This window comes from Streptomyces sp. NPDC055955, assembly GCF_042270245.1.
Taxonomy (GTDB): Bacteria; Actinomycetota; Actinomycetes; order Streptomycetales; family Streptomycetaceae; genus Streptomyces.
This window is the reverse complement of sequence record NZ_JBHJYS010000001.1, coordinates 249,302-267,581: the sequence shown is the minus strand read 5'-3', so window position 1 is coordinate 267,581 and position 18,280 is coordinate 249,302. Positions and strand designations below refer to the sequence as shown.

Annotated in this window: 11 protein-coding genes; 4 read left to right on the top strand and 7 right to left on the bottom strand. The window is 71.7% G+C overall.

Going from position 1 to position 18,280, the window contains the following annotated elements; all coding sequences use genetic code 11:
* Positions 1-228 precede the first annotated feature (228 nt).
* The 4 genes from ACFC96_RS01060 to ACFC96_RS01045 all read right to left on the bottom strand — a co-directional run bounded on the left by ACFC96_RS01060 (position 229) and on the right by ACFC96_RS01045 (position 6,461).
* A complete protein-coding gene (locus tag ACFC96_RS01060; protein ID WP_376609897.1) occupies positions 229-3,021 on the bottom strand; it encodes an NHLP bacteriocin export ABC transporter permease/ATPase subunit in 2,793 nt (930 codons plus the stop codon).
* 67 nt (positions 3,022-3,088) lie between these two features.
* Entirely contained in the window at positions 3,089-5,344 is a 2,256-nt protein-coding gene (locus tag ACFC96_RS01055; protein ID WP_376251639.1) for an NHLP family bacteriocin export ABC transporter peptidase/permease/ATPase subunit, read from the bottom strand.
* Positions 5,329-6,132, bottom strand: a complete 804-nt coding sequence (locus ACFC96_RS01050; protein ID WP_340458961.1) for an HlyD family efflux transporter periplasmic adaptor subunit — start codon at positions 6,130-6,132, stop codon at positions 5,329-5,331. Before ACFC96_RS01050 ends, ACFC96_RS01055 begins: the two co-directional genes overlap by 16 nt.
* Before the next feature lie 101 nt (positions 6,133-6,233).
* Positions 6,234-6,461 (bottom strand): type A2 lantipeptide, encoded by a 228-nt coding sequence (locus tag ACFC96_RS01045; RefSeq protein ID WP_376251641.1) that lies wholly within the window; start codon positions 6,459-6,461, stop codon positions 6,234-6,236.
* A 396-nt stretch (positions 6,462-6,857) separates the two neighbouring features.
* Between ACFC96_RS01045 and ACFC96_RS01040 the strand changes: the two genes are divergently transcribed.
* Positions 6,858-7,472 (top strand): hypothetical protein, encoded by a 615-nt coding sequence (locus ACFC96_RS01040; RefSeq protein ID WP_376251643.1) that lies wholly within the window; start codon positions 6,858-6,860, stop codon positions 7,470-7,472.
* A 387-nt stretch (positions 7,473-7,859) separates the two neighbouring features.
* Here the strand turns inward: ACFC96_RS01040 and ACFC96_RS01035 are convergent, their stop codons facing one another.
* From ACFC96_RS01035 to ACFC96_RS01025, 3 genes are all read right to left on the bottom strand, one after another.
* Positions 7,860-8,996 (bottom strand): lactonase family protein, encoded by a 1,137-nt coding sequence (locus ACFC96_RS01035; protein ID WP_376609440.1) that lies wholly within the window; start codon positions 8,994-8,996, stop codon positions 7,860-7,862.
* A gap of 98 nt (positions 8,997-9,094) precedes the next feature.
* A complete protein-coding gene (locus ACFC96_RS01030; protein ID WP_376609438.1) occupies positions 9,095-10,438 on the bottom strand; it encodes an MFS transporter in 1,344 nt (447 codons plus the stop codon).
* 99 nt (positions 10,439-10,537) lie between these two features.
* Positions 10,538-11,377: a hypothetical protein gene (locus ACFC96_RS01025; protein ID WP_376609437.1), complete on the bottom strand. Its 840-nt coding sequence runs from the start codon at positions 11,375-11,377 to the stop codon at positions 10,538-10,540.
* Between the two features lie 56 nt (positions 11,378-11,433).
* Between ACFC96_RS01025 and ACFC96_RS01020 the strand changes: the two genes are divergently transcribed.
* The 3 genes from ACFC96_RS01020 to ACFC96_RS01010 all read left to right on the top strand — a co-directional run bounded on the left by ACFC96_RS01020 (position 11,434) and on the right by ACFC96_RS01010 (position 18,206).
* Positions 11,434-12,762, top strand: a complete 1,329-nt coding sequence (locus ACFC96_RS01020) for a 6-phospho-beta-glucosidase (protein WP_376609435.1) — start codon at positions 11,434-11,436, stop codon at positions 12,760-12,762.
* Between the two features lie 104 nt (positions 12,763-12,866).
* The gene (locus ACFC96_RS01015) at positions 12,867-15,956 is read left to right on the top strand and encodes an alpha-mannosidase (RefSeq protein ID WP_376609433.1); all 3,090 of its coding nucleotides are present in this window, start codon (positions 12,867-12,869) and stop codon (positions 15,954-15,956) included.
* A gap of 192 nt (positions 15,957-16,148) precedes the next feature.
* Positions 16,149-18,206: a phosphocholine-specific phospholipase C gene (locus ACFC96_RS01010; RefSeq protein WP_376251654.1), complete on the top strand. Its 2,058-nt coding sequence runs from the start codon at positions 16,149-16,151 to the stop codon at positions 18,204-18,206.
* Positions 18,207-18,280: the final 74 nt, after the last annotated feature.

Genomic DNA, 18,280 nt, shown 5'->3' with positions numbered 1-18,280 from the left:
GGCCGCCGTTGCCGCAGTCTTCGCAATCTGTGCAAGGTGCATCTCCGCTCAACCCGAGTGACCCGTGGAGCCCGGCCGGTCGATGTTTACCAGTGCTTGAACTATTGCTGTTTCGAGCAACTTCGAGCACGAAGGTTCACAGGGTTCGGAGGTTCTGTCAATGTCCTCGCGCGGGCCGCGTCCTCGCGGCGGGTGTGGCCCCCGTGTGAGCCGCGATCCGTGTGCGGCCTAAGCCATCTGACGCCGCACCAGCTCGTGCAGCCGCCCGTTGGTGTCCGCGAGCAACTGCGCCGGCGGTCCCTGCTGGACGACGCGGCCGTCCGCCATGACGATCACCCGGTCCGCGTCCATCACCGTGGACAGCCGGTGCGCGATGACGACGCGCGTGGCGTTCAGGGCGCGGGTGCTGTCGATGACGGTGCGCTGGGTCTCGTTGTCCAGCGCGCTCGTGGCCTCGTCGAAGAACAGGATGCGCGGCCGGCGGATCAGCGCCTGCGCGATCATCAGGCGCTGGCGCTGGCCGCCGGAGATGGCGCCGCCGCCGGCGATCATGGTGTGCAGGCCCATCGGCATCCGCTTGATGTCCTCGGCGAGCCCCGCCATCGCCGCCGCCTCCCACGCCTCCTCCTGCGTGAACACCTCGGCGCCGCAGATGCAGTCCAGGATGGACCCGGTCAGCGGCTGAGCGTTCTGGAGCACGACGCCGCACTGCCGGCGCACGGCGGCCTGGTCCAGCGCGCCGAGGTCCTGACCGTCGTACAGGACACCGCCGGAGACCGGCTTGTCGAAGCCGATGAGCAGGCGCAGGAGCGTGGACTTGCCGCAGCCGCTCGGCCCGACGACCGCCACGAACTCGCCCGGCCTGATGGACAGGTTCACGTCGTCCAGGACGAGCGGCCCGTCGTCCGTGTACCGGAAGGACACACCGCGCGCCTCGATCTCGCCGGTCAGCTCACCCGGCTGGGTGCTGGCGGCCCGCACCTCGGGGGCCTCGTCGAGGACGGGCTTGATCTGCTCGAACATCGGCAGGACGGCCGCCGCGGAGATCAGGGCGCCCGTGAGCTGCGTGACCGACGACAGCAGCATCGTCACCGCGGTGCTGAACGTGAGGAAGTCGCCCGCGGAGAGGGTGCCCCGCGCGGGACCGGCGAGCAGCATGAACATCACGAGCGAACACAGCGGCAGATAGACCGCGTTGAGGACCGTCGTCAGGTTCTTGATGCGGCCCGCGCGCCGCTGGAGCTCACGGCTGCGCGCGAACTCCCCGGCCCACGCGGCGTACGCGAAGCTCTCCGCCCCCGCGACCCGCAGCTTCGGCAGGCCACGCAGCGTCTGGAACGCCTGGTTGTTGAGCTTGTTGCCGAGGACGACGAGACGGCGCTGCCAGCGCAGCTCCCACAGCCCGAGCGTGAGGAACACGCCCGCGATCACCGCGAGCATGGCGAGCGCGGTCAGCGCCAGGGGGACGCTGTAGAGGAGGAGCAGGACGAGGTTCATCGCGCCGACCGTGCCGGACTGCACCACCACCGGGCCGACGCCGGACATGAGGCGGCGGATCGAGCTGATGCCCATGGCGGCGCTCGCCAGCTCGCCCGTCGAACGCGACGCGAAGAACCGCGTCGGCAGCCTCAGCAGGCGGTCCCACACGGCGGGTTGGAGCGCGCTCTCGATCCGGCCCTCCATGCGCAGGATCGTCAGGTTCTGCAGCAGCATGAACGCGGCCGACACGATGCTCGTCACCATGACCGCGAGGGAGACCTGCACGATCAGGTCCGTCTGGGCGTTCGGCACGTACACGCCGAGCACCCGCCCGGTCGCGACCGGCACCAGGGCCCCGATCGCGACCGTCACGAGCCCGGCGAGCAGCAGGTTGCGCACGTCGGCCCGGGTGCCGCGCGCGCTGAACCGCAGCAGCCGCAGTGGGCTCAGCGCCCGGTCGGGCAGCGGCCGGTAGAGCATGACGGCCCGCGGTTCGAACTCCTGCGCGTTGTCCTCGTCCACCCGGGTCCGCCGCCCGCTCGACGGATGCACGGCCTCGTACCCGCCGCGCCGCCACAGCAGGGCGACCGGGGCGCCGGACGCCGAGCGGTGACCCACCAGGGGACCCGCGTTCTCGCGCCACCAGCGCCCGTCGAGCCGGACCGCGCGGGTGCGGATCCGTGAGGCGACGGCGACCTGCTCGACCGGGTCGACGCGGTCGCTGACGGCGCCGCTCCGCTCGGGTGCCGTGAGCGTGATCCCGGCCGCGCCCGCGACCAGCTTGCACGCCGCGTACGTGGCGTCGTCCCCGCTCGCCGAGGAGGAGCCGCGCCGCGAACCCCCCTTGCCCTGGCGGCCGATGGACGCGAGGAGCGTCCGGTCGGCCTCCTCGCGGACGGTCTCGCCCGCCTTGATGCCGGCCGCGGTCCGGGTCTCGTGCGCGCTCTCCAGGCGTTCGATCCACCGGTCGAGCGCCGACAGGAGACGGAACTGCTGGTTGACCATGCGCTGCCACATCGAGCCGTCGACGAGCAGCTCGCCCACGGTGTCCGCGCTGTACGAGGCCCCGTACTGCACGCTGCCCGGCAGGATCGGCAACCACAGGATGTCGTCGTCGCCCACGGAGTCGTCGCCGGCCGTCCGGCCGTCGAGCGGTGCCTCGAACAGGACGCGCTGGCTGCGCCCCACGCCGAGGGCGAAGGCGTGCTCGAGGAGACTGAGGGCCGCGTCCTGGGTGTCGTACTGGCTGAGGTACTGCTGATCGTACGACCACGAGGCGTCGCCGTAGTCGGGGCGCTGGAGTTCGCGCAGGCCGATACGGCGCAGCAGGCAGCCCTGCAACGGGCGGCCCACCAAGGTGTGCTGGGGTCCCTCGACCGGGCCGAGCAGCAGGGTGCCCGCCTCCAGGCGGCCCAGGAAGTGCCAGTGCCCCTGGGCGGCCGCGTCGACCGCGAACAGGTCGAGCGCGCCCTGGACGACCAGCCACAGGACCTGCGGCCCTTCGAGGTTCAGGCTGCGCATGCCGGCGCAGTCCACCGGCATGCCCAGGGAGCCGAAGGAGGCGGTCACCTGGTCGCCGGCCGCGTACTCCTGATCTGCGTACGTCACGTCAGTGCTCCTTGACCAGCTCGGCGTACGGTCCGCCGGCGGCGACGAGCGCCTCGTGCCGGCCCCGCTCCACGATCTGGCCGTGGTCGAGGACGACGATCTCGTCGCTGTCGCGCACGGTGCTGAGGCGGTGCGCGATCACGACGCAGGCGCAGCCGCGGCGCCGCAGATTGTCGATGATGAGCTGTTCCGTCTCGGCGTCGAGCGCGCTGGTCACCTCGTCGAGCACGAGGATGCTCGGCCGGCGCACCAGGGCCCGCGCGATCTCCAGGCGCTGTCGCTGGCCGCCGGAGAAGTTCCGCCCGTCCTGCTCGACCCGGCCCTGGATGCCCCCGGGCCTGCGCGCGATGACGTCGTACAGCGCCGCGTCCTTGAGGGCGTCGACGACGGCCTCGTCCGGGATCGACGGATCCCACAGGGCGACGTTGTCGCGGACCGTGCCCTCGAAGAGGAACACGTCCTGGTCGACGAAGGACACCGACGCCGAAAGGGCGCCACGCGGGATGTCCTCAAGGCGCTGTCCGTCGATCCGGATCGTGCCCTCCCACGGGCTGTAGAGCCCGGAGATCAGCCGGGACACCGTCGACTTGCCGCTGCCCGAGCCGCCGACGAGCGCCACCTGCTGCCCGGGGCCGACCGCCAGCGAGAAGCCCGTGAGGAGCGGCTTGTCCAGCGGGCTGTAGCCGAAGGTGATGTCGTCGAGCGTGACGTGCCCCTTCAGGCGGCGGGTGCTCGCCGTCGCGTCGGCCCGTGTGTACAGGGCGTCCGCCGGGAAGCTCTCCACGTCCTTGAGGCGCGCCACGTCGGCGGCGAAGTCCTGGATGCGTCCCGCGACACCGTTGAGGCGGGTGATCGGCGCCGTGAACCGCGTGACGAGCGCCTGGAACGCCACGAGCAGACCCACCGACAGATGCCCCTCGACCGCGCGCAGGCCGCCGATCCACAGGATCAGGGCGCTGTTGAGCGTGGCCAGGGTCGGCGCCACCATCCCGAGCCACGCGCTCGGCACCCCGAGCCGCTGCTGCTCCTCCAGCGTGGTCGCGTGCTGCCCGGCCCAGCGCCGGAAGTACCCGTTCTCGCCGCCCGTCGCCTTCATCGTCTCGATGAGCTGAAGGCCGGTGTACGAGGTGTTGGTGAGCCGCGCCGTGTCCGCGCGCAGCTTCTGCGTACGGGTGGCCCGCAGCCGGATCACGATCCGCATCGCGACGACGTTCCCGAGCGCGATGCCCACCCCGACGAGCGTGAGCTGCGGGTCGTACGTCCACAGCAGCGCGGCGTACAGGAGCACCACGACACCGTCGACGCCCGCCGCGGTCAGGTCGCGCGCGAGCGTCTCGGAGACGGCGTCGTTCGACTGGAGGCGCTGCACCAGATCGGCGGGACTGCGCTGCGCGAAGAACGTCACCGGCAGCCGCAGGAGATGGCCGAAGAACCGGGCGCTGCTCAGCGTCGACGCGATGACGCGCCCGCGCAGCAGATTGGCCTGTTGCAGCCAGGTGAGCACGGCCGTGAGCGCCACCATCGCGCCCATCGACGCGAACAGCGCGCCGAGGAGCGAGGTCTGGTCACCGATGAGGAACATGTCGATGTACGTGCGGCTCAGCGCGGGCAGCGCCGCGCCGGCCGCGACCAGCAGGAGGCTGGCGAGCAGCGCCGCGAGCATCGTGCCCGTCGTGCCGCGAAGGCGCGCGGGCAGCGCTCGCAGGACGCCGGGCCTGCGCCCGCCCGGGCGGAAGCCGTCGCCGGGTTCGAGGACGAGGACGACGCCCGTGAAACTGGTGTCGAAGTCCTCGGAGGGGACGAACCTGCGGCCCTTGTCGGGGTCGTTGATGTGCACGCCGCGCCGCCCGAAGCGCCGGCCCATGCCGTCGTAGACGACGTAGTGGTTGAACTCCCAGAACAGGATGGCGGGCGCCTCGACCTCCGCGAGCGCGGCCGGCTCCATCTGCATGCCGCGCGCGGTCATCCCGTAACTGCGGGCCGCCTTCAGGAGGTTGCTGGCCCGCGAGCCGTCGCGCGAGACGCCGCACGCGATGCGCAGCTCCTCCAGCGGGACGTGGCGGCCGTGGTGCGCGAGGACCATCGCGAGGGACGCGGCGCCGCACTCGACGGCCTCCATCTGGAGGACGGTGGGTGTGCGGACGGTGCGGTGGCGCCGCCGCGGCGGCTTCGGCGCGGGGCGCGCGCGGCGGCGGCCGTGTCCGGCGGGGGGCAGCTGCTGCTGGACTGCGGGGGAGGGGCTCACGGGAGCAGCCAATCGATCGGGCGCTGCTCGGCGAGGTGCACGGCGCCGGAGGCGGGGGTCATCGAGTCGAGCGCGTACGGGGGTCCGCCCTTGGCCGACCAGGCGTAGCCCGACTTGGTGGAGGGTGACGCGACGAGCTTCACGAGGACCGCGACCGTCGGGCCGTCCTTCGTGAACTGCGTGGCCAGTTCCTTGTCGCCGAGGAACGCCTCGACCCGCTGACCGCTCTGCGCGCCGCGCCCGACCGCCTGCACGCGGCCGCGCAGTGTGCCGTACTGCTGGGACGGCGCCGACTGGACGGTGAGGTCGACGTCCGCCCCGACGGGCACGGTGCCCGCGCGGTCCGCGGGGACGTACAGCATCGCGAGGAGGGGGTCCTTGGCGCCGGTCTTCTCGACGGTCGCCACGTCGGAACCGGTGGTGACGACCGCGCCGATCCGGGCGACGAGGGTGGTGACGCGGCCCGCGTCGACGGTCCGCACATAGCGGTCGCCCTGCGGTGTACTGACCTTGAGGAGCGGGGAGTTCGCGGCGAGGTGCTGCCCCTCCTTGGCGAGCACGCCCGTGACCTGACCGGTGACGGGACTCTGGAGGACGTAGCTGCCCTGCGCGTGGGTGAGGACGCCGGGGACCCGCAGCGTCGAGGAGAGCGACCCGGTCACCGCCCACACGGACGCGGCCGCCATGACGACGAGGGTCACGGCCAGCGCGAGTACGCCCTGGGGCCTGGCGAGCCGCACGGGAAGGTCGAGTTCCTCGGGCGACTGCAGTTTGGACAGGGCCTGTTGGCGGAACTGCACGACGTACTTCCCTTACGTGTCTTCCGGTCCGGCGAGGTGCCGGGAGTGCCCAAGGGCCCCGGAACCGGGGGGAGGTTCCGGGGCCCTGGCAGAGCCGTGGCTCAGAGACCAGCGGTCAGGCCGGTGGCCAGGCCGGTGACGGCGGCGGTGTTGACGCCGGTCAGGCCCTCGACGGTGCCGGTCAGGCCACCGACGACGCCCGAGATCGGGGCGATCGAGTCGGCCGTGTTGGTCAGGTTGGCGGCGACGCCGCCCACGAGGCCGCCCGACACGTTGTCGAGGTCGGCGTCGGAGATCTCAAGGGTCTGAACCTGGGGGGTGGAGTTCATGATGAGCTGCCCTTCTCATTGGTAATTACCAGAATGCGTGAATCACTTGCGCAACTCCCGCAGTGCGGAGGATCAAAGCACGATGACGCCTCGCACATCCAATCGGAAGGTCCCCGGTCAGAGGCCGTGTGGGCACGTAATTACCGCCGCGTGCAGGAGTGTTCACATCGTGGGAGCAGACCCTTCACAGGATCCACAGGTAAGAATTTTCCCGCGGGCTCCATGAATTTCTGCAAAATGGACACTCCCGCATTTATGGCCGGGTCCGTATTCGAGGGTTGTGCGCATTCACAGCACGCCGTGACCGGACTGCGCATTCGGTGTGCAGGTTTGCTGGAGGAGCGCGCGGGGCCGCAAGGGGGTTGTCTCCCGGGCCCCGCCGTGAAGAATGGGGCAATGCTGGAGTTGTCGCAGGACACAGGCGTGACGCTGCCCGGCGGTGCGGGGGCGGTGCGGTTCGGGATGACGCCCGACGAGGTGCTCTCCACACTCACCGAGGGCGCGATCACACGCAGGCGGCAGTGCATGACGCTGACGCTCGAGCAGTACCCGGAGCTGCGGCACGCGCACGACGCCTGGCTCAACGGGCTTCTCCACGAACCGGACTGGGCCTTCGAGGCGGAGTTCGACGGCGTCACGCTCGGCTTCCGGGGCGGCGGCCCCGGCGCGGCGGACCGGCTGTGCCGGCTCGACGTCACCACCACGGTCCCCGCCCCCGCGACACCGGTCGCCTGGGACGACATAGACCTCTTCGGCTACCCGGCGGGCGAGGTCGCCGAGGCGCTGCCCGAGGCCACGCGGCTGCCGGACGGCCCGGCGGCGGGAGCGGGCCGGACCGCCACCGGCCTGGTCGTCGAGACCGCGGGACTGCGCCTGTCCCTGCTGACGCCCGCGGCCGCCGGCCAGAGCGTCACGCTGCTCGGGCCCGACGCCCGGTCCTGGCAGGCGTGCTGCGACGGGACGTGGGAGTGCGCGAAGGAAGGGGACGCGCTCACGGGGATCATGCGGTGACCTGACGGCCGTCCCCCTGGAGCCCCGCCCCGGAGACCCCCATCAGGGCCGGGGCCCGTCGTTCGGATCATGCCGGGCTCGCGGGTGCCGGTACCGCGCCTCGCGGGGTTGTCGTCGGTCGCAGACGCTCCGCGTGGGCTCCTTCCTCCGCCTCGCGACGCACGGCGCCGGCACCCGCTCCCTGATCCGGCCTGATCCTGCCTGATCCGAACGTCAGGCCTGGCGCGCCGCCCCCGCGGAGAGTCTCGTGACGGGAACCGTCGTCGCCAGGCTGCCCGTGGATCCGTCGGGCGTCGTCGGCTGACTGCCGTGGAGTGCCGGGTCTCAGAGCGCGGGCGGCCACGGGCGGGCCTCTCACGCCCGTCCGCGGCACTTCTGGACCACGCGCTAAAGCGGCAGGGCGCAGACGGCGATCGGTGCGGCGAACGCGGGGCCCTCCGCCGGGGCGAGCCCGCCGTCGCAGTGGTCGACGTGGAAGACGGTCACGGACCCCGACTTCTGGTTCGCGGCGAACAGCAGTTGCTCGTCGGGCGAGAAGGCGATGTGGCGCGGGAAGTCGCCGCCCACGGGGACCGTGTCGAGCAGGCGCAGCCGGGCGCCGTCCGTCTCGATCGCGTACCGGGTCAGGCTGTTGTGCCCGCGGTTGGCGAGATAGGCGAAGCCGCCCTCGGCGGTGACCAGGATCTGCGCCGGGTAGCTGGTGCCGGACCCGGTGCCGGTGGGCTGCGGTTCGCCGGGCGTGAGGCGTCCCGTCGTCGGGTCGTACGCGCAGACGACCACCGTGTTGTCCACCTCGTTGGCGAGGTACGCAAAGCGGCCGCCCGGGTGGAACGTGAGGTGACGCGGGCCCGCACCCGGACGCAGCGACGCGTACGACACCTGCGTGAGCGTCCCGGCCGCGGTGTCGAGGCGGTACGTGTAGACGGTGTCGTTGCCCAGGTCGACGGCGAGGACGTGCCGCCCGTCCGGGGACGTGATGACCTGGTGCGCGTGCGGGCCCTCCTGGCCGGGGCCGGGCGCGGGCTTCGTGTGCGTGACGAGCGCCGTGCGTTCGCCGAGCGAGCCGGACGCGGCGACGGGGTGCACGGCGACGCTGCCCGAAAGGTAGTTGGCGCTCAGCAGCCACCGGCCGCTCGGGTGCACCGACAGATGGCAGGGGCCCGCGCCGCCGGTGCTCCGCCGGCCGAGCACGCGCCGGTCTGCGAGCCTGACCGCCGTCACGCCGCCGTCCTGCTCCTCGTCGACCGCGTACAGGGTGTGGCCGCGCGGGTGGACCGCCAGATATGAAGGGTCGGCCACCCCGTCGATCGTGCCGGCACCCGTGATCCGGCCCGTGCTCGCGTCGTACGTCGCGAGCCCGATGCCGCCGCCACCGCCGTCCTGCGAGGTGTACGTGCCGAGGAACAGGGGCCGCCCGGCGCGCGGCGTCCTGGCCTGGGCGGGAGTCGCCGCCGTGACGACACCGCCGGCCGCGACGGCCGCGATCCCGCCGAGGAGGCGGCGGCGGCCGGTGCTGCTGCTCATTCCTGGTACCTCCGGTGTCAGAGTGACGTGGTCCTACCCTGGTGCGTGCCCCCTCAACTGACAAGAGGCGCAACCGTGGTTGCACACGGTGCAACGCCTCAGCGGTCGAGCTCCTTGTGCGCGCTCTCCGGCAGCCGCAGGTACACCACGGACGACACCAGGCAGAGCACGGCGACGTACCAGGGGAAGAGTCCGGCGTGCCCGGTCTCCTTGAACAGCGTGCCGACATAAGGGGCCGTCCCGCCGAAGAGGGCGACGGTCAGGGAGTACGGGAAGCCGATGCCCGCCGCGCGCACCCGCGCCGGGAACACCTCGGCGTTGACCGCGGCCGAGATCGAGGTGAAACCGGTGAGCAGCACCATCCCCGCACACTGCACCAGGAGCAGCGAGGCGAACGAACTGCCGAGTGAGCGCAGCAGCGGCACGCTGAGCAGCGCGAAACCGAGGCCGAAGAAGAGGAGCAGCGGCTTGCGCCCGAACCGGTCCGAGAGCATGCCGCCGACCGGCTGGAGCAGGGCGAAGAAGGCCAGTGCGACGGTGCCGGCGACCAGGGCGTCGGCCTTGTCGATGCCCGCGTTCAGCTCCGCGTACGTGGGCAGGTACGACGTCCACGTGTAGTAGGCGAGCGTGCCGCCCGCGGTGATGCCGCAGATCAGGAGCGACTCGCGCGGGTGATGGCGCAGCGCGTCGAAGAGTCCGGGCCGCTCGGCCGCGCGCTGCTCGGCGCTGCGCGTCTCGTACGCGCCGCGCCGGATCCAGAAACCGACCAGGCTGAGGAGCGCGCCGAGCACGAACGGCACGCGCCAGCCCCAGCCGTCCATCTGCCCGTCGCCGAGCGTGCTCACCAGCGCGGCCGTGACTCCGGACGCCGCGAGCTGTCCGGCGGACGTCGACACGTACTGGAAGGACGAGAACAGGCCGCGCCGTCCCGGGCCTGCCGATTCCACGAGGAAGGTGGTCGAGGCCGCGAACTCACCGCCGACGGAGAGGCCTTGGAGCAGTCGCGCGAGGACGAGCACGACGGGCGCGAGGACACCCCCGGCCGCGTACGTCGGGGTGAGTCCGACCAGCAGGCTGCTGCCGCCCATCAGGAGGATGGTCACGGTCAGCGCGGCCCGGCGGCCGTGCCGGTCGGCGACCGCCCCCATGAGGAGCCCGCCGACCGGCCGCATGAAGAACCCCACGGCGAACACCGCGAACGTGGAGAGCAGCGGTACCAGGGAGTTGCCCGAGCTCTTGGGGAAGACCTGGTCCGCGATGTACGTGGCCAGAAAGGTGTACGCGTACCAGTCGTACCACTCGACGGCGTTGCCGACGGAGGCGGCGAGGAGCTGGCGCAGCGGGCGGTGCGGGGGAGCGGTGGTGAGGGCCCCGGCCGCCGGCTTCGACGGGTCCGGGGGGCCGGACGGGGACGACGGGGTGGGGGACGGGCGATCTGTCATGATCGCGACCATCCCCCGAACCCCGCCGTCCCACACCTCGGCCCTCGCGGTCCGAGGCCACGGTCGGCTCAGCTCCGGCGGTACGGGATCACCGTCGGCTCAGCCCTTGCGGTACGAGATCACCGTCGTCGTCACCAGGCACGGCGAGGGCGGCACCACCTCCACGCGCAGCGTGCCGCGCGCCGCGTCGTAGTCGACACCCTCGGCCTCGAACGTGCCCGAGCAGATGCTGCGTTGCGGGATCGCGAACGCAGCTGTGACGTGCCCGGCGACCGGCGAGCCGTCCAGCGGGCGGTCGAGGGCGACCTCCAGAACCTCCTTCGTCGAGCCGTCGGACGAGCACACCAGATGCGTGGCGTCGGTGAAGTCGCAGCCCTGGATGTTGTCGACCGGCTTGTCGAGGCTGATCTGTCCCGCTTGCGGGAGGTTCGCGCCGGACGCGGGCGCGGACGGGTTGAGCACGGGAGCCGGGAACACTTGCAGCCGGTTCATGGTGCCCCACTCGCCCGCCACCAGCCACTGCCCGTCGGGCGACACGGACGCGAACGAGTTGTTGAGCAACTCGCCCTGATCAAGGCTGTGTTCGTACGTGGTGCGCCGCCCGTCGGGGGCCGTCACCGCGAACATCTTCTTCGTCGCGCCGTCGCCGCCCTGGTACGCGTCGAACGTGTAGCCCTGCGCCACGTCCGGGTCGCCTATGTGTGACCAGCCCGCCGTGCGCAGGTCGAGCGGTACGGAGGCGAGGCCCCGGTACACCAGCGAGCCGTCGGCGCGGCTCGCCAGGCCCTGGCCGCCGGTGAGTGAACTCACCCGCGCGGTGCCGGTCTCGGTCCAGGCGGGCGCGGCCGACGCCGTGCCCGCGCCGAGCGACAGGGCGCCCAGGGTCACGGCCAGAGTGAGGAGTTGGCGTCTCGTCCGTCGTTGCGTGGGGGGTTTCATGCGGCCTCCGCCGGTCGAAGATCGGGTCGCGGACCAGGCTGCCCTACGATCGGCGCATGAGGCTGACGATTCTCGGCGGTGGCGGATTTCGAGTGCCCTTGGTGTACGGAGCGCTGCTCGGCGACCACGCCGAAGGCCGGGTCACCGAGGTCACGCTGCACGACACCGACCCGGACCGGCTGCGGGCCGTCACCGGCGTACTGGCGGAACAAGCCACCGGCGTCCCCGACGCGCCCGCCGTGCGCGCCACCACCGACCTCGACGAGGCGCTGCGCGGCGCCGACTTCGTCTTCTCCGCGATCCGCGTCGGCGGCCTCGCGGGCCGCGCGGCCGACGAGCGGGTCGCCCTCGCCGAAGGGGTGCTCGGCCAGGAGACGGTCGGCGCGGGCGGCATCGCGTACGGCCTGAGGACCGTGCCCGTCGCCGTCGACATCGCGCGCCGCGTGAGGCAACTCGCCCCCGACGCCTGGGTCATCAACTTCACCAACCCGGCCGGCCTGGTCACCGAGGCCATGTCGCGGCACCTCGGCGACCGCGTCATCGGCATCTGCGACTCGCCCGTCGGACTCGGCCGTCGCGTGGCGCGCGTCCTCGGCGCCGACCCGGGCGAGGCCTGGATCGACTACGTCGGTCTCAACCACCTCGGCTGGCTGCGCGGACTCAGGGTGAACGGCCATGACGAGCTGCCCCGGCTCCTCGCCGACGAGAAGCTGCTCGGCTCCTTCGAGGAGGGCCGCCTCTTCGGCCCGGACTGGCTCCGCTCCCTCGGCGCGATCCCCAACGAGTACCTGCACTACTACTACTTCAACCGCGAGACGGTGCGCGCCTATCAGGAGGCCGAACGCACCCGCGGCGCCTTCCTGCTCGACCAGCAGGCCGCCTTCTACTCCGACCCGTCGTACGCCAGTTGGGACCGCACCCGGGCCGAGCGCGAGGCCACGTACATGGCGCACAACCGCGAGGCGTCCGGCGCGGGCGAGCGGGACGCCGCCGACCTTGAAGAGTCGGGAGGCTACGAGAAGGTGGCGCTCGCCCTGATGCGCGCCATCGCCCGCGACGAGCGCGCGACGCTGATCCTCAACGTGCGCGGGCGCGGCGCCCTGCCGTCCCTCGACGACGACGCCGTGGTCGAGATCCCCTGCCTCGTCGACGCCAACGGCGCCCACCCCATGAACGTGGCCCCGCTGCCCGGCCATGCCACGGGCCTCGTCTCCTGCGTCAAGGCCGTCGAGCGCGAGGTGCTCGCCGCGGCCGAGGGCGGCTCGCGCGCCACCGCCGTCAAGGCGTTCGCCCTGCATCCCCTCGTCGACTCCGTGACCGTGGCCCGCCGCCTCCTGGAGGGATACACGGCGGCCCACCCCGGCCTCGCCTACCTGACCCGCTAGGGGGTGTCCGGCGGGGCAGCCTCGGGTAGGTCGCGGCGAGGTGCCGTGCCGGGCGTCGCGCCCCCGTCCGGGATCCGCCGGGCACCCCTAGCAGAGGAGCAGGTATGCACGACGAACTCCGCCGCATCGAGCAGCGTGTCGCCCGCGTCCACGACCAGCGCGTCAAGCCCGCCGTCCACGGCGCCAGGGTCCCGCTCGCCCTCCAGGCCTGGCACGCCCCCGGTGAGCCCGTCCCCTTCGCCGAGGCGAAAGCGGCCGCGTACAAGCCGTTCGGCGTCGGCACCCCGTGGGGGCCGCCCTGGGGCACCACCTGGTTCACGGCGCACGGCACCGTCCCCGCCGAGTGGGCGGGCCGCCGCGTCGAGGCCGTCTTCGACCTCGGCTTCGTCAACGACTGGCCCGGCAACCAGGCGGAGGCCCTCGTCCACCTCCCCGACGGCCGCCCCCTCAAGGCCGTCAACCCGCAGAACCAGTACGTGCCCGTGGCCCGCCCGGCCCAGGGCGGTGAAGAGGTCGAGTACCTCATCGAGGCCGCCTCCAACCCGGACATCCTCGCCGACCGCTTCGCCCACCCGACGCCGCTCGGCGACCCGCGCACGGCGGGCGACGAGCCGCTCTACACCTTCAGGAGCGCCGACCTCGCGATCCTCGACGAGGACGTCTTCCACCTGTCGCTCGACCTCCAGGTCCTGCGCGAGCTGATGCTGGAACTGAGCGAACACGAGCCACGCCGCCACGAGATCGCGCACACCCTCGAAGCGGCGCTCGACACCCTCGACCTCGACGACGTCGCCGGCACGGCCGCCGCGGCCCGCGCCGTCCTCGCCCCCGCCCTCGCGAAGCCCGCGCACGCCGGCGCCCACACCCTGTCCGCCGTCGGCCACGCGCACATCGACTCGGCCTGGCTGTGGCCGATCCGCGAGACCAAACGCAAGACCTCCCGCACCTTCTCGAACGTGACGGCGCTCGCCGAGGAGTACGACGAGTTCGTCTTCGCCTGCTCGCAGGCCCAGCAGTACGAGTGGGTCAAGGACAACCACCCGCACGTGTGGGACCGCATCAAGGAGGCCGTCGCGAAGGGCCAGTGGGCGCCCGTCGGCGGGATGTGGGTCGAGTCCGACGGCAATCTGCCCGGCGGCGAGGCCATCGCCCGCCAGCTCGTCCACGGCAAGCGCTTCTTCATCGAGCACTTCGGCGTCGAGACCAGGGGCGTGTGGCTGCCCGACTCGTTCGGCTACAACGCCGCGTACCCGCAGCTCGCCAGGCTCGCCGGGAACGAGTGGTTCCTCACACAGAAGCTGTCCTGGAACCAGACCAACAAGCTGCCCCACCACTCTTTCTGGTGGGAGGGCATCGACGGCACGCGGATCTTCACCCACTTCCCTCCGGTCGACACCTACAACGTCGAGTTCTCCGGCCGCGAGATGGCGCACGCCGTCCGCAACTACCAGGACAAGGGACGCGGCACCCTCTCCCTCGCGCCCTTCGGACACGGCGACGGCGGGGGCGGCCCCACCCGCGAGATGCTGGAGCGCGCCCGCCGGCTCGCGGACCTGGAGGGCTCCGCGAGGGTCAGGGTCGAGCATCCGGACGCCTTCTTCACGCAGGCGAGCAAGGAGATCCCCAAGGACCAGGTGTGGTCGGGGGAGCTCTATCTGGAGCTGCACCGCGCGACGTACACGTCGCAGGCCCGCACCAAGCAGGGCAACCGCCGCAGCGAACACCGCCTGCGCGAGGCCGAGTTGTGGGCCACGGCCGCGGCCCTGCGCGCGCCGGGGTACGCGTACCCGTACGAGAAGCTCGACCGGCTGTGGAAGACGGTGCTGCTGCACCAGTTCCACGACATCCTGCCCGGGTCGTCCATCGCCTGGGTGCACCGGGAGGCCGAGGCGGAGTACGCGCGCGTGGCGGGCGAACTCGAAGCGATCACGGCGGAGGCGGTCGCCGCGCTGGGTGAGGGCGCACCCGGGGAGGGCGTGCCGCACGTCTTCAACACCAGCCCGTACGCGCGTACCGAAGTGATCCGCACCCCGGACGGTGAGTCGGCGCGCACCCACGTGCCCGCGGGCGGGTCGGCGCCCCTCGCCCCCACCGCCCCCGACCACCCGGTCACCGTCACGGACGGCCGCACCCTCGACAACGGGCTCGTGCGGGTCGTCCTCGGCCCCGACGGGACGCTCGCCTCCGTGTACGACCTGACAGCGGAACGCGAGGTCCTCGCCGGTCCCGGCAACCTGCTCCGCCTCCACAGCGACCTGCCCAACTACTGGGACGCCTGGGACATCGACAAGCACTACAAGAACCACTACCGCGACCTCCTCGACGCGGAGTCCGTGACGGTGAGCGAGGAGGGACCGCTGCTCGCGGCCGTCCGTGTGGAGCGCGCCTTCGGCAAGGGCTCCCGCATCACGCAGACCGTGACCTTGCGCGCGGGCAGCAAGCGCGTCGACGTCGAGACCGAGATCGACTGGCACGAGACCGAGAAGATCCTCAAGGCCGCGTTCCCCGTCGACGTCCGCGCCGACCACTCCAGCGCCGAGATCCAGTTCGGCCACGTCAAGCGCCCCACGCACACCAACACCAGCTGGGAGGCGGCCCGCTTCGAGGTCTACGGCCACCGCTGGGTCCACATCGGTGAACCCGGCTACGGCGTCGCGGTCCTCAACGACTCCACGTACGGCCACGACGTGTCGCGCACGACCCGCGACGACGGCGGCACGACCACCACCGTCCGCCTCTCCCTGGTGCGCGCCCCGCGGGTCCCCGACCCGGAGGCGGACCAGGGCGCGCACCGCTTCACCTACTCCCTGCTGCCCGGCGCGAGCGTCGCCGACGCCGTCGCCGAGGGGTACGCGCTCAACCTGCCGCTGCGCGTGGCGGCTTCGGGTGGTGCGCCCGACCCGGTGGTGTCGGTGGACGGCGACGGTCTGACGGTGGAGGCGGTGAAGCTCGCCGACGACGGCTCGGGCGATGTCGTCGTGCGGCTCTACGAGTCGCTCGGCGGCCGGGCGGCGGGCATGTTGCGGACGGGCTTCCCGCTGGCCGGTGTGCAGGTGACCGACCTCCTGGAGCGGCCGCTGTCCGAACAGCCGGACCAGGTCGGGCAGTCGGCGGACGCCGGTGACGCGGTGCGGGTGGCGCTGCGGCCGTTCCAGATCGTGACGCTGCGGCTCGCGGTGGGCGGGCGGAGCTGAAGTCGGCGGCGGGGAGGACCGGTTGGTATCCGGCCGGTCCTCCCCGCCGGTCGAGGCTCGCAGACAGGGGTGATTGTTTCTGACGCATACGGCGAGTTTTCATGCAAGTGTCATCACCCCTTCCCCTCTGGCCGGTCCTCTTGGAACACTCTGCTCGCTTCTGTCCCCACACACCCAAGAGGCTCCATACCCATGCCTGAACTCAACCGGCGTCGTTTCCTGCAGATAGCGGGCGCGACCGCGGGCTTCACCGCCCTGTCGAACAGCATCGACCGCGCCGCGGCCATCCCGGCCGCCCGCGTCAAGGGAACCGTCCAGGACATCGAGCACATCGTCGTCCTGATGCAGGAGAACCGGTCCTTCGACCACTACTTCGGCACGATGAAGGGCGTCCGCGGCTTCGGTGACCCGCGTCCGGTGACGCTCCCCAGCGGCAAGCCCGTGTGGAACCAGGCGAGCGGCGGCAAGGAGGTCCTGCCGTACCACCCCGACGCGGCGGACCTCGGCATGCAGTTCATCGCGGGCCTCGACCACGACTGGGCCGGTGGGCACAGCGCGTTCAACAACGGCAAGTACGACAACTGGATCGCCGCCAAGGGCACCGGCACGATGGCGTATCTGACGCGCCAGGACATCCCGTTCCACTACGCGCTCGCCGACAAGTTCACGGTGTGCGACGACTATCACTGCTCGTTCATGGGGGCCACCGACCCCAACCGCTACTACATGCTGTCGGGCCACGTCGGCAACGACGGCACCGGCGGCGGGCCCGTCCTCGGCAACCAGGAGGCCGGTTACGGCTGGACGACGTACGCCGAGCGTCTGGAGAAGGCCGGGGTCTCCTGGAAGGTCTACCAGGACATCGGCGACGGTCTCGACGCGGCGGGGAGCTGGGGCTGGATCGACGACGCCTACCGCGGCAACTACGGCGACAACTCGCTCCTGTACTTCAACAACTACCGCAACGCCAAGCCGGGCGATGCCCTGTACGACAAGGCCCGCACCGGCACGAACGCCAAGGCGGGCGACGGCTACTTCGACGTCCTGAAGGCCGACGTCAAGGCCGGCAAGCTCCCCAAGATCTCCTGGATCGCGGCGCCCGAGGCGTTCTCCGAGCACCCCAACTGGCCCGCGAACTACGGCGCCTGGTACATCTCGCAGGTCCTCGACGCGCTCACCTCCAATCCGGCGGTGTGGAGCAAGACGGCCCTGTTCATCACGTACGACGAGAACGACGGCTACTTCGACCACGTCGTGCCGCCCTACGCCCCCGCCTCCGCGAACCAGGGCCTGTCCACCGCCGACACCACGCTCGACTACTTCAAGGGCAACGCGAGCTACGCGGCGGGCCCCTACGGCCTCGGCCAGCGCGTCCCCATGATCGTCGTCTCGCCCTGGTCCACGGGCGGCTACGTCTGCTCCGAGACGCTCGACCACACCTCGATCCTGCGGTTCATGGAGAAGCGCTTCGGCGTCAAGGAGACCAACATCTCGCCGTGGCGCCGCGCGATCTGCGGCGACCTCTCCTCCGCTTTCGACTTCTCCCTCACGAACACGGCCCCGGCGCAACTGCCCAGCACCGCCGGCTATGTGCCGCCGGACCACGACCGGCACTCCAGCTACGTGCCGAAGCCGCCGTCCACGCCCGTGCTGCCCAAGCAGGAGTCGGGCTCCCGGCCCGCGCGCCCGCTGCCGTACGCGCCGTACGTCGACGGGGTCTCCACGCCGTCGACCGGCAAGTTCCAGCTCACGTTCAGCGGTGGCCCCTCCGCGGGCGCGGCCTTCCAGGTCAGGTCGCAGAACCGCACGGACGGCCCCTGGACGTACTCCACCGAGGCCGGAAAGTCGATCTCGGACGCCTGGAACTCCGCCTACTCCGCCGGGAAGTACGACCTCACGGTGCACGGCCCGAACGGATTCCTGCGCGCCTTCAAGGGCACCAACACCGCCGCCGAGCCCGGGCTCACGGCCCGCCACGACGCGAGCACGGGCAACCTCACGCTCACGCTGACGAACCCCACCGGCGCCGACGTCCACCTCACCGTCACCAACGCCTACGGCGGACAGCCGCAGACGTACACCGTGCGGGCCGGTGCCACGGTCACGCAGACCGTCGACCTGCGCGCGACCAAGCGCTGGTACGACCTGAAGGTGACCGCCGACAGTGACAGCACGTACCTGCGCCGCCTCGCGGGTCATGTCGAGAACGGACAGGCCGGCGTGAGCGACCCCGGGATCCTCACGGTCTGACCTCCGTAGGCGCGCCGATCCCGACGGCGCGTCGATCCTGAAGGCGTTCGAAATTCGCGCCGCCGCCCGTTCCG

Coding starts and splice junctions, on each gene's coding strand:
- ACFC96_RS01045 (WP_376251641.1), bottom strand. CDS start 6,461: ATGAACTCCACCCCCCAGGTTCAGACCCTTGAGATCTCCGACGCCGAC.
- ACFC96_RS01040 (WP_376251643.1), top strand. CDS start 6,858: ATGCTGGAGTTGTCGCAGGACACAGGCGTGACGCTGCCCGGCGGTGCG.
- ACFC96_RS01010 (WP_376251654.1), top strand. CDS start 16,149: ATGCCTGAACTCAACCGGCGTCGTTTCCTGCAGATAGCGGGCGCGACC.
- ACFC96_RS01035 (WP_376609440.1), bottom strand. CDS start 8,996: ATGAGCAGCAGCACCGGCCGCCGCCGCCTCCTCGGCGGGATCGCGGCC.
- ACFC96_RS01060 (WP_376609897.1), bottom strand. CDS start 3,021: ATGCCGGTGGACTGCGCCGGCATGCGCAGCCTGAACCTCGAAGGGCCG.
- ACFC96_RS01025 (WP_376609437.1), bottom strand. CDS start 11,377: ATGAAACCCCCCACGCAACGACGGACGAGACGCCAACTCCTCACTCTG.
- ACFC96_RS01030 (WP_376609438.1), bottom strand. CDS start 10,438: ATGACAGATCGCCCGTCCCCCACCCCGTCGTCCCCGTCCGGCCCCCCG.
- ACFC96_RS01020 (WP_376609435.1), top strand. CDS start 11,434: ATGAGGCTGACGATTCTCGGCGGTGGCGGATTTCGAGTGCCCTTGGTG.
- ACFC96_RS01015 (WP_376609433.1), top strand. CDS start 12,867: ATGCACGACGAACTCCGCCGCATCGAGCAGCGTGTCGCCCGCGTCCAC.